This window comes from Actinomyces sp. ICM47 (assembly GCF_905369875.1).
GTDB lineage: Bacteria > Actinomycetota > Actinomycetes > Actinomycetales > Actinomycetaceae > Pauljensenia.
The window spans coordinates 1-11,130 of record NZ_CAJPJE010000061.1 but is presented as its reverse complement, the minus strand read 5'-3'; the positions used below and the strand labels follow the sequence as shown (position 1 = coordinate 11,130).

Sequence of the window (11,130 nt, the reverse complement as noted above, 5' to 3'; positions counted from 1 at the left end):
CGAGCACACGCTGTACGCAGCGCGCGACCCGCACGGCTACCGCCCGCTCGTGCTCGGTCGCCTGGCCTCCGGCTGGGTTGTCGCCTCCGAGACAGCTGCCCTGGACCTGTGCGGCGCGACCTTCGTGCGCGAGGTCGAGCCCGGCGAGCTCATCTCCATCGACGCCTCGGGCGTGCACTCGCGACGCTTCGCCGTGCGCCGCTCCAACACCTGCGTCTTCGAGTACGTGTACCTGGCCCGCCCCGACACGACGATCGGCGGGCGCCGGATCGTGGCTGCACGCCACGAGATGGGTGCCGCGCTGGCGCGCGAAAACCCCATCGAGGCGGACCTGGTGATCCCCACGCCCGACTCGGGCACGCCCGCCGCGATCGGCTACGCGCAGGAGTCCGGCATCCCCTTCGCCCAGGGCCTCGTGAAGAACGCATACGTGGGCCGCACCTTCATCCAGCCCACGCAGTCCCTGCGCCAGCTGGGCATCCGCCTCAAGCTCAACCCCCTGCGCGAGGTCATCGAGGGCAAGCGCCTGGTCGTCATCGACGACTCGATCGTTCGCGGCAACACGCAGCGCGCGCTCGTCAAGATGCTGCGCGAGGCCGGGGCCGCCGAGGTGCACATCCGCATCTCGTCCCCGCCGGTTGCGTGGCCGTGCTTCTTCGGTATCGATTTCCCGACGCGCGCCGAGCTCATCGCCTCGTCCATGAGCGTCGAGCAGGTCCGCGAACACCTGGGCGCCGACTCCCTGGCCTACCTGTCGATCGACGGGATGGTCGCGGCCACCGGACAGGGCAACTCCCTGTGCCTGGGCTGCTTCACCGGCGAATACCCCGAGACGATCCCCGCCGGGACGCCCGTGCCCGGAACCCCCGAAGCCACCCCCTGCTAACCTCCACGCCCGCGACGCAACCCCTGCGCCGCGGGCGTCGTTCTCAACCCGACCACCCAGACACGGCCTCGTCGAGCGCCATCCGCGAAAGGCACCACCCATGACCGACACCCCCCTTGACTACGCGACCGCTGGCGTCGACACGGCGGCGGGAGACCGTGCCGTCGAGCTGATGAAGAGCGCCGTCGCCGCCACCCACGACTCCACCGTGCTCGGCGCGACCGGCGGATTCGCCGGCATGGTCGACGCGTCGGCGCTGCTGGGCATGGAGAAGCCGCTCCTGGCGACCTCCACGGACGGCGTGGGCACGAAGATCGCGATTGCGCAGGTCATGGATGTGCACGACACGATCGGCCAGGACCTGGTCGGCATGGTCGTCGATGACATCGTCGTGATCGGCGCGCGCCCGGTCCTCATGACCGACTATATCGCCTGCGGGCACGTGGTCCCCGAGCGCATCGCCTCCATCGTCACCGGCATCGCGCGGGCCTGTGAGGCCACGGGCACGCCCCTCATCGGCGGCGAGACCGCGGAGCACCCGGGCGTCATGGAACCCGACGACTACGATATCGCGGGTGCGGCGACCGGCGTCGTGGACGCCTCGAAGCTGCTGGGTCCCGAGCGCGTGAGCGATGGGGATGCCGTTATCGCGATGGCCTCCTCGGGCCTGCACTCCAACGGCTACTCGCTGGTGCGCTCAGTCGTCTCCCGCGTCGGCGCGTCGCTGGAGTCCCACGTAGCCGAGTTTGGCCGCACCCTCGGCGAGGAACTCCTCGAACCCACCCGCCTGTACACTCGCCTGTGCCTTGACCTGGTCGAGCGTTTCGGGGTCGGCGGTATCCACGCCTACTCGCACGTGACCGGCGGCGGCCTGGCCGCGAACCTGTCGCGCGTCCTGCCCCAGGGTGCCATCGCCACCGTCGACCGCGCCACGTGGACCGTGCCCGCTGTTTTCGACTGGGTGCGCCGCGGCGGCGACGTCACCTGGGTCGGCATGGAGGACTCCCTGAACCTGGGCGTCGGCATGGTCGCCGTCGTCTCCGCGTCCGTGGCCTCCGAGGTCCTGGCCGCGATCAACGAGGCCGGGGTGGCCGCATGGGTCCTGGGCTCCGTTACGTCGGCCGGTGCTGACGGTACGGTGGCTGGCTTCGGGTTGGTCTCGGAACTGAGCGCGGACTCCTCCGGCGTGCGCCTCATCTCCGGCACGAAGGGTGTCCAGGCGGGTGCCGTGCTGCTGCACGGCGAGTACCGCCTCGGCTGATTCTTCTGCGTCTCTGAGCACGAGCGTGCGGGGCTGGGGCCGGGTATCCTCGGCCCCGCTGCGCTTGGGGATGGACGAGGCATCGGCGCGGCCAGACGGGAGGCTTCGGCGGGTGCGCATCACAGCCGTGTGCGCGGTGCGCTGATGCGCGCGGGCGCAGACCTGTGGCCTGTTGGCGGGCTTCGGGTACGCCAAAACGGCGGACCGGGGCCGGTCCGCCGAATGGCTCAGCCGTTACTTGGTGGAGGAACCACCCGTCCAGAAGGACTCATCGAGCTGCTTCGGATCGATGTCGTCGTCCTCTGCCGGAATATCCGCGAAGTCGGCGTATTTCGAGTAGAGGTCGTCGTCGATTGCATCGTCCTCTTCAGGCTCGTCCACGGCACTGTTCGTCGTGTACGAGTCCTCATCCGCCAGCTCTCGCTGAAGTGCGTGTAGGTCGGTGTCGGGGCTGAAGTACTTCAGCTTCCGAGCGACTTTCATCTGCTTAGCCTTTTGACGGCCGCGCCCCATGGCGTCGACCCCCTCCGCGTCGTTCGGGTCCGCATCAAGCGGTTCCCTGGGTGTTCAAAATGTTTCGTGGGACCATCATAGCTAATGGAACGGCTTGACCTCACCTTGGATCGGTTTTTGCGCGCAGAGCGGATTGACTCGAAGGGGGTGAATCCCCGACAACACGCCGAAAACATGTGCGACGCGCAGCGTCATGTGAACGGTATTACGGATTGATCTGTAAGGTCGCAGATGCGCAATCCCCTCGCACGAGCGGGATGCCCGGGCGAGGGGAGCACACGGAAAGGCGGACGAGTCAGGCGTCCACGGCCTCGTCGGCCTTCGCGAGCGCGGCGAGAGTCTGCTTGGCGGCCTCGCGGCCGATGCGGCGAGCCTGACGGCGTGCGCGGCGCGGCTTACGCGTGGCCAGCAGGACGAGGACACCGATGGCACCCACCGTGGACAGGGCGACGACGGCGACCTTCTTGATGGCCTCCGTGTTGCCGCCGATGGCGTCCTGCAGGGTCAGGGACGCGGTCTCCTTGAAGGACTCGAAGCGCACGGTGGCTTCCTCCTTCACCTCCTGGGCGATGGTGGCGGGCTGCACGCGCGCGTAGAGCTGATCGATCGTGGCGGCCAGCTCGGCGCGCTGACGCTCGAGGTCGGCCTCGATCTGAGCTTCGGTGCGCGGGCCAGAAGGCTGAGCGGCGCGCTCTCCGACGGTCACGGTGCGCGGGTCAACGGAGTTGCTCACTTGCCCAGTCCCTTCTCGATAGCTTCCTTGGTAGCGGCCACCGATGCCGCCGGATCCGGACGGTGCTTCTGCGCGCTCTGGAGGGCGTTCTTACCCGCTAGAGCCAGGGTCGCTACGATGACCAGCAGGATTACGACGACAATCAGCGACGCTGCCCACGCCGGAACCACGAGGGCCAGGAGGACCTCGACCGTGTGGAGAGTCCAACCCAGTAGGAAAAGCGCGAAAACGGCGGCCGTGATGAGCAGGCCCGCACCCTTACCACTCTTGGCGGCGAAAGCGCGCGCCTTCGTCTTATTGAGCTCGATCTCGTCACGCAGAATTCCCGACAGTTGGCTGGTCACCAGCGCGACGAGGCTGCCAATGCTGGGGCGTGCCTCGGAGGCGGGAGTCGCGTGCTGCGTGGGGGCCTCGGGCGGCGGGTACTGCCCGGGCTGGGGGATAGACTGGGTCATAGGGGCTCCTGCGCGTGCGGGGTAACGAGGCGACGGCTCGCCTGATAAGCCTAGTCTCTCATGAAGAGAGGCGGCCCGCAGTGACCCGTACACTACTCCTCGCGTTACTCCTTCGGTGCGATGGGACCCGGCAGATCCGACAGGATCTTGCGGGCGCGCACGACCAGCTCGGAGACCTCATTCTCGGTCTGTGCTGGGTCCTCAGAATCGACCGCGGGGATGTCGCGGAGTGGCGCGTTGTCGGCTGAACCAGCGTTCGTTTCAATCGGCGCAATGAGTACCGTCTCGTCCACAGGGGCCTCGTCAAAAGACGAGTCCTGAGCGTTCGTCGCCGCGCCAATCGAGCGGCGGACGGGAACCGATGAGGGAACGGAACCGGAGGTGCCAGCCACGACCTCGTCAAAGGGGGAGGGGAGCGATGCGCGGAGGGTGTTCTGATCCTCGGGGTTGGCCTCCAGGGACGTCGCGATGATCACGGGCGTGGGGTTCGGCGCGTCGAGCGACACTCGACTGTTCGTGAGCAGAATCGCACGGTCCGTCGAGGCGGCTAGCTCCGGGGACGGCGTTGAGACGACGACCGCGCAACCCGCTTTGGTCAGCGACCTCAGGAGCGGCTCGAACTCGGCGCGCGCCTCATCGGGCAGGGAAATCGGATCCTCAATGAGGAACACCTCCGCACCGGACACGATCGCGCGAGCGATCAGCGCCTTGAAACGCTCCCACGGCGTCAGCTCCGAGGGATACTGATTAACGCTCTGCGCCAGACCCGTCACCTGGAGCGCCCCCACCAGGTTATCCCAGTCCGCGATCGAACCCGTCGCCGACAGGGGTTCGAGGATGTTCTGGCGGATCGTCAGCGTCTCATCCAGCGGAGAATCCATGCGGATCAGCGCCACCGAGCCGATGCGGCCCGCCAGGCGCGCCACCCACGAACGCGACGGCGCAGCGACAATGCGGCCAGCCTGCGGCTCTTCGAGGCCCGCAAGGATCAGGAACAGGGCGCGAGCGCGGCGGCCCGTCGGATCCAGGATCGCGCTCAGCGTGCGCGCGCGGAAACCCATGTCCACGTTCGCCAGGAGGACCGCGCCCGTCGCGTGATCCGTGTAGGTCAGGCCCAGGCCGGCAACCAGGACCTTGCCTCCGCCGCCCTTCGCCGCAAACGAGCGGCGTGAACGGTACCACGGGCGTGGCTCAGTCGCGGGCACGTGCGCAGGCCCCCCACTACCCTCCGCAGCAACCGGCTCCTCGCCGGACGCAGAGTAAGGTCATGGTCGCGCCGGTGCCTGCGCACCGCTCTGGGGGCTGTGCGCGTACGGGGGGATCTGGGACTGCTGAGCGTCAGTCAGGAAGGCCTCGTCCTGCGCGCCCATCGTCGACGAGGCCGTGGCCCCCTCGACGGCAGCGTCGACCGCAGCAGCGGCGGTCGGCTCCGAGACGGCCTGCCTGGCGGCAGCCGTCAAGTCAGCCACGTCCTGGCCATCCGTACCCTGCAGGTTTTTACGCGAGTCGTTCGACATGCCCCTATTGTTTCAGGATCGTGTCGTTTGTGCCGTAATGGCGCGCGGGAGCTAGGGGAGTGGAGCTGGTGATGTTGCTCGAAACTTACTCGCAATGTGGCTTGCGTCGCGTGTTGTGTGGTGATACGCTGTAAGCGATTGATTCTCAGTAAGGGTCGACTCGTTAGCGGCCCCGAATGCTCCACCGGGCGTTTCCTCGCGAAACGCCCGGTATTTTGTGAAATGAGCGCAAATGCGTGTGGGATGTGACACTATGTATCCATGATTGATTCCTCAGCAAATGTCCAGGGTGTTCGCTACCGGGTCGGCATCGACGTCGGCCTCAAGTCTATTGGTTTTTGCGCGGTCGAGGTCGACCAGCATGACCAGCCAATTCAGCTGCTGAATTCGATCGTGTTCATCCACGACGCCGGCGTCGACCCGAACGAGAACAAGGCAGCTAAGAGTCGAAAGCTCACCGCCGGTGTCGCCCGCCGGACGCGTCGCCTCTACCGCACGCGGCACCAGCGCCTCGTCAATCTTGATCGTGTTCTGTCCAAGGAATTCGGTTGGCCTCTACCCGATCTCGTTTCTTTCAAGGATCCTCGAGAGCCGTGGCACGTACGTGCCCGTTTGCTGGATGGGTATATCCCAGATGAGGGTAAGCGCAAGGAAGCGCTCTCGATCACGTTGCGTCATATCGCCCGTCACCGAGGCTGGCGGAATCCCTACGCGAAGGTGGAGACGCTGCTGCAGCCCTCCGAGCCGAGCGACTTCCTCAAGGGGCTTAACGATCGTATTAGTGAGAAGCTGGGGAGGGCTTTCCCGGCTGATGCGACTCCCGGGCAGCTGGTGGACGCCTACCTGGCGCATCCCGACTACGTGGGCCGTGCCGGTACTCCGAAGCTCAGAGGCCCCCAGGGGATCCTGGCTGGCAAACTTCACCAGAGCGATAATGCGCAGGAGATTCGTCGGATCTGCGATGTTCAAAGGATCGAACCCGCGGAACGTGATCGTCTGATTCGCGTTGTGTTCGAGGCAAAGTCTCCGAAGGGAAGCGCCAAGGAACGCGGCCTCGTCGGCTACGACGAACTGCCGGGACAGGGCAGGCACGTGCGCGCCGAGAAGGCGCATCCCGCATTCCAGCTGTTCCGCATGGTGAGTGTGCTGGCGAACCTGCGCATTCGTGAGGGACGCGAGGAACGTCCCTTGACTCCCGACGAACTCCAGCGACTCGTTGACTTCATCGATCAAGTTAGCCTCAAACAGGAGGTTACGTGGCAGGACCTGGCGGATTACCTTGGGATTGAGCGATCAGACTTGCGCGGCACCGCGAAGGCAGCTTTCGATGGGTCGCCTGTCCTACGTAATCCTCCAACGGATGTCACCACCGAGAAGATCATGGCCTGCAAGGTCAAGTGGCTGAAGGAGTGGTGGAAAGAAGCGGACGACGAACAGCGCGGCTACTTCGTGGACGCCTTCTCAAACTCCGGTGGTTCCGAGGATGGAACTGACGTCAACGACGAGGTCACGGAGCTGCTTGAACAGGCGACCGAGGAGGATCAACTCGAGTTCGAGAAGATCTCCCTGCCCCAGGGGCGTGCCGCGTATTCCTTGGATTCCCTGCGTCGCCTCACCGACAGGATGCTTCGCGACGGTGTTGATCTGCATACGGCTCGGCGCCTGGAGTTCAACGTCAGTGATGACTGGAAGCCCGCCGTGGAGCCGATCGGCGCGCCGACGGGTAACCCGGCCGTCGACCGCGTTCTCAAGCAGGTGAGCCGGTGGCTCCACGCAGCAACGGAGCGGTGGGGAGAGCCGACGGTTATCAACATTGAGCATGCACGCGACGGCCTCGGGTCGGAGAAAGTCGCCCGTGAGCTCATGCGGGACAACGAGAAACGGCGTAAAGCGAATGCTGCCGCCGTTGCTGATATGGCTCAGCAGTTGGGGCTTTCGGGCAAGGTTCATCGTTCTGATCAGATCAGGTACTTTGCGCTGCAGAGGCAGAACTGCCAGTGCTTGTATTGTGGCGCTCCGATCACGTATGCGACCGCGGAAATGGACCACATTGTTCCGCGTGCGGACGGTTCATCGACAAACGACCGCTCGAACCTGGCTGCTGTGTGCCGTACCTGCAACCACATGAAGGGCAAGATTCCCTTTGCCGTGTGGGCATCGTCAGACAAAGCGAATCAGGGAGTGTCCCTGACGGGTGCGCTCGAGCGCGTCAATATGTGGCAGCGTGACAACGGCGTGTCCCCTAAGCAGCTCAAGCAGCTGCAGCGCGAAGTCTGTGCGCGCCTCAAGTCAAAGAAGCCGGACCAGGAGTTCGACGGCCGTTCCATGGAATCCGTCGCCTGGATGGCTGTCGAGCTGCGCACTCGCATTGAGGGCTTCTATCGTTCTCGAAACGAAGAGTTCGTGCCTTCCGTGGGGGTCTACCGAGGACAGTTGACAGCGGAGGCCAGGAAGGCCTCGGGCTTCGAGAACCGAGTCAACCTGATCGGTGGCCGAGGCAAGACCCGATTCGATCGGCGTCACCATGCGATGGATGCGCTCGTCATCGCGCTTATGAACCCGTCGGTGTCGCGGACGCTGGCGCTGCGACTCAACATGCGCGATGCGCAGCGCCTGACGGGCGTTGAGGAGACCTGGAAGAACTTCTATGGGAAACCGGGTGAAGCCTCGCAGCGCTTTGAGTCGTGGCGCGAGTCGATGCTCAGCGGTGTTGAGCTTTTCAACATCGCGCTGAGCGATAATGCGATCCCCTTCGTTGAAAATATCCGCTTGCGCGTTGGTTCGAGTGTCATTCATGACGCGACCGTGCGCTCGTTCTGCCCGCCGAAGACCCCGGACGGGAAGCAGATCATCACAAAGGGATACGGTGAGCAGCACTCGCTCGGTTCTGCCATGCCCGTCGAACTGATTGATCGTGCTGAGACTCCGGCCCTGTGGACCGCGCTCACCCGGTGCTCCGACTTCGATCCGAAGAAGGGGCTGCCCGAGAACCCGCAGCGCACGATCTCAGTGAATGGAACCCGCGTGGGGCCCACGGAGCTGGTGAACTTCTTCGGTTCCTCTGCCGCTTGTCTGAAGGTCCGCGGCGGATACGTGGAGCTCGGGAGTTCCATTCACCACGCGAGGATCTACCGGATTGACGGAAAGAAAACCACATACGCGATGGTGCGCGTCTTCCAAGTAGATCTGCTGCGCCTCAAGGATCGGGATCTTTTCACGACGCCGCTCAAGCCGTCGACCATCTCGATGCGAACCGCGGAACCTAAGATTCGCAAGGCACTGGCCGACGGGACGGCAACGCAGATCGGCTGGCTGGTTGAAGGCGACGAGCTGCGGCTCGAGAGTGACAAGTACACTGGCGGTTTTGTTGGTGCTGTACTCGCTAGTTATCCACAGGTGACAAGCTGGAGAGTTGCGGGGTTCCCCGATCCTGCAAAGCTGCGCCTCCGTCCATATCTACTGGCGGGAGAGGGCCTGGATGGGGAAGCCTCAAAGGCGATGAAAGATCTTCTCGAAGGGCAAGGGTGGAGACCATCCGTCAACGTAGTTTTCTCTCCGGGGTCTGCCGTTCTTGTCCGAAGGAACTGCCTTGGACAAGAACGCCGAAACTCTGGGGGCGCTCTTCCGAATTCATCAGAGTTGAGGTGAATCATGGCTGAGCAGTGGCGCGTTGTCGACCTGTCCGCTTTCGAAGGGAACTTGCGAGCGGTGCGAGGTGGCGTGGAAGTATGCACTGAGGAGGGCACATCGACGGTTCTGCCCGTCGCAGAGCTGGCTGTTGTCCTTATCGGCATGAAGGTCAACCTGAGCGCCGCTGTTCTTCACCGTCTGTCTGAGGCAGATGTCGCGGTTCTCTTCTGTGACTGGAAGGGCATCCCAGAGGGCGGCTGCTACTCGTGGTCGGATCACGGACGAGTAGCAGCCCGTCACCGGGCGCAGGCAGAGGTCTCGGTGCCTCGGAAGAAAAACGCGTGGGCACGCTTGGTACGCGCAAAAATCGAGGGCCAGGCATCCGTTCTCGAGAACCTGAAGATTCGAGGCAGCGGCGAGCTTCTTGCGCTCGCGGACCAGGTGCGCTCGGGCGACCCCGGAAACGTTGAGGCTCAGGCCGCTCGTCTCTACTGGTCGCGGACGCTCGGTCGGGGAGTGGGGCGACAGCCGGCGGCCGGTCAGCTAATCGGTGCCAACGCCTGCCTGGACTATGGCTACGCAGTACTTCGTGGGCATCTCATGCGCGCCGTTCTCGCGGCTGGTCTGGCTCCGGCACTCGGTGTGTTCCACCGGGGACGCGGAAACGCGTTCGCGCTGGCCGATGACCTGATCGAGCCTTTCCGGCCTGCAATCGACGAAGTAGCACTACCTCTCCCCGCCACGGCCTCCCCCTCGGATCGAGAGGTCAAGCAGCTTCTGGTCGCGGCTGCGTCGCAGCGTTTTGATGCGGATGGTCATGGGATTCCTGCTGTCGCCGAGGCGCTGGCTCAGTCTTTTGGGCGCTATATCGAAGGGGATATTGATCGCCTTCAGGTGGTGTCGTGGCAGGGGCCATCGCGGGTTGGCGTGGGTGACTGAGATGGCGGATGACGCGATGTGGTGCTTGGTGATGTTTGATCTCCCGGTGGAGACGAAGAAACAGCGTCGTGAGGCGACGCGTTTCCGAAATGATCTGCTGGATTGGGGGTTCTGTATGGTTCAGTTCAGCGTGTACGTGAAGTACTGGCCGACGGGTGGGCAGGACCATGCAACGCTGAGGGCGATCAAGACTCATCTGCCGGAGGGCGGGCAGGTGCGGGTGCTTGCTCTGACGGATCGACAGTGGGCGACGGGACTTCGTTTTGATAACGCGAAGCCCCGGAAGGAGGCTGGAGTACCCGAGCAGCTCATGATTTTCTAACTAAAAACCCCGAGTTTTCGGCTATTTTCTGCCGAAAATTCGGGGTTCCCAGTATATCAAAGGGGATTGGTGATTGATTCCCAGCTCCGTAACGGCGGGTGGGCGTATGTGGCCAGTATATCAAAGGGGATTGGTGATTGATTCCCAGCCTGAGGTGATGGGGACGCCGCTGATGCCCAGTATATCAAAGGGGATTGGTGATTGATTCCCAGCCAAGAGCATGAGCATTGGCTTCGAGCTGCAGTATATCAAAGGGGATTGGTGATTGATTCCCAGCCAGACGGCTTCGACGTCGGGGCGATCGTCAGTATATCAAAGGGGATTGGTGATTGATTCCCAGCCAATGCAGGCTGCCAGCCACGCCACGTCCAGTATATCAAAGGGGATTGGTGATTGATTCCCAGCTGTATTACTACACAGCTGTGGCGAATGACAGTATATCAAAGGGGATTGGTGATTGATTCCCAGCAGCTTTCCGCTCAGGAGCCGATGCGCTTCAGTATATCAAAGGGGATTGGTGATTGATTCCCAGCCAGGGACAAGCCCCCGACAGACCAAAAGCAGTATATCAAAGGGGATTGGTGATTGATTCCCAGCACGGCAAGGTTAGCCTTGAGGATTTCCAGCAGTATATCAAAGGGGATTGGTGATTGATTCCCAGCGAACTCCCAGACCTGCTGATTCATTTCCCAGTATATCAAAGGGGATTGGTGATTGATTCCCAGCTATGAGGCCCGGACCCGATGTGCCCGTCCAGTATATCAAAGGGGATTGGTGATTGATTCCCAGCTGATCGGCGCGGGCTACAAGCCCCAGCTCAGTATATCAAAGGGGATTGGTGATTGATTCCCAGCATGCGGCGCAGCACAACGGG

General features: G+C 63.4%; 10 protein-coding genes and 1 CRISPR repeat array. Of the genes, 5 read left to right on the top strand and 5 right to left on the bottom strand.

The window, feature by feature from the left end:
* A partial coding sequence (locus tag QZ149_RS09465; protein WP_291451187.1) for an amidophosphoribosyltransferase occupies positions 1-886 on the top strand: 886 nt, incomplete at its 5' end.
* Positions 887-986: 100 nt separating this feature from the next.
* On the top strand, positions 987-2,147 hold the full coding sequence (gene purM, locus QZ149_RS09460) for a phosphoribosylformylglycinamidine cyclo-ligase (RefSeq protein ID WP_291451186.1): 1,161 nt from the start codon (positions 987-989) through the stop codon (positions 2,145-2,147).
* 234 nt (positions 2,148-2,381) lie between these two features.
* Here the strand turns inward: purM and QZ149_RS09455 are convergent, their stop codons facing one another.
* The 5 genes from QZ149_RS09455 to QZ149_RS09435 form a co-directional block, all read right to left on the bottom strand.
* Entirely contained in the window at positions 2,382-2,660 is a 279-nt protein-coding gene (locus QZ149_RS09455; RefSeq protein ID WP_034505325.1) for a DUF3073 domain-containing protein, read from the bottom strand.
* 295 nt (positions 2,661-2,955) lie between these two features.
* Entirely contained in the window at positions 2,956-3,393 is a 438-nt protein-coding gene (locus QZ149_RS09450; protein WP_291451184.1) for a DUF3618 domain-containing protein, read from the bottom strand.
* Positions 3,390-3,848, bottom strand: a complete 459-nt coding sequence (locus QZ149_RS09445) for a phage holin family protein (protein WP_291451183.1) — start codon at positions 3,846-3,848, stop codon at positions 3,390-3,392. Before QZ149_RS09445 ends, QZ149_RS09450 begins: the two co-directional genes overlap by 4 nt.
* 104 nt (positions 3,849-3,952) lie before the next feature.
* Positions 3,953-5,053 (bottom strand): ATP-binding cassette domain-containing protein, encoded by a 1,101-nt coding sequence (locus QZ149_RS09440; RefSeq protein WP_291451182.1) that lies wholly within the window; start codon positions 5,051-5,053, stop codon positions 3,953-3,955.
* A 60-nt stretch (positions 5,054-5,113) separates the two neighbouring features.
* Positions 5,114-5,365: a hypothetical protein gene (locus tag QZ149_RS09435; protein ID WP_291451181.1), complete on the bottom strand. Its 252-nt coding sequence runs from the start codon at positions 5,363-5,365 to the stop codon at positions 5,114-5,116.
* 261 nt (positions 5,366-5,626) lie between these two features.
* Here QZ149_RS09435 and cas9 point away from each other — a divergent pair, with 261 nt between their 5' ends.
* The 3 genes from cas9 to cas2 are packed head-to-tail and all read left to right on the top strand — an operon-like array spanning position 5,627 to position 10,256.
* Positions 5,627-9,013 carry a type II CRISPR RNA-guided endonuclease Cas9 gene (gene cas9 / locus QZ149_RS09430; protein WP_291451180.1) on the top strand — a complete coding sequence of 1,129 codons (3,387 nt, stop codon included), beginning with the start codon at positions 5,627-5,629 and terminating at the stop codon, positions 9,011-9,013.
* A gap of 3 nt (positions 9,014-9,016) precedes the next feature.
* A complete protein-coding gene (gene cas1, locus QZ149_RS09425) occupies positions 9,017-9,934 on the top strand; it encodes a type II CRISPR-associated endonuclease Cas1 (protein ID WP_291451179.1) in 918 nt (305 codons plus the stop codon).
* Position 9,935: 1 nt separating this feature from the next.
* On the top strand, positions 9,936-10,256 hold the full coding sequence (gene cas2 / locus QZ149_RS09420) for a CRISPR-associated endonuclease Cas2 (protein WP_291451178.1): 321 nt from the start codon (positions 9,936-9,938) through the stop codon (positions 10,254-10,256).
* Between the two features lie 49 nt (positions 10,257-10,305).
* A CRISPR array of direct repeats spans positions 10,306-11,110; the repeat unit is 36 nt; unit sequence CAGTATATCAAAGGGGATTGGTGATTGATTCCCAGC.
* Positions 11,111-11,130: the final 20 nt, after the last annotated feature.

What these genes read in the sequence shown, in the direction of transcription:
- purM (WP_291451186.1), top strand. Translation starts at nt 987, where the DNA reads ATGACCGACACCCCCCTTGACTACGCGACCGCTGGCGTCGACACGGCG.
- QZ149_RS09455 (WP_034505325.1), bottom strand. Translation starts at nt 2,660, where the DNA reads ATGGGGCGCGGCCGTCAAAAGGCTAAGCAGATGAAAGTCGCTCGGAAG.
- QZ149_RS09445 (WP_291451183.1), bottom strand. Translation starts at nt 3,848, where the DNA reads ATGACCCAGTCTATCCCCCAGCCCGGGCAGTACCCGCCGCCCGAGGCC.
- QZ149_RS09435 (WP_291451181.1), bottom strand. Translation starts at nt 5,365, where the DNA reads ATGTCGAACGACTCGCGTAAAAACCTGCAGGGTACGGATGGCCAGGAC.
- cas9 (WP_291451180.1), top strand. Translation starts at nt 5,627, where the DNA reads ATGATTGATTCCTCAGCAAATGTCCAGGGTGTTCGCTACCGGGTCGGC.
- cas1 (WP_291451179.1), top strand. Translation starts at nt 9,017, where the DNA reads ATGGCTGAGCAGTGGCGCGTTGTCGACCTGTCCGCTTTCGAAGGGAAC.
- cas2 (WP_291451178.1), top strand. Translation starts at nt 9,936, where the DNA reads ATGGCGGATGACGCGATGTGGTGCTTGGTGATGTTTGATCTCCCGGTG.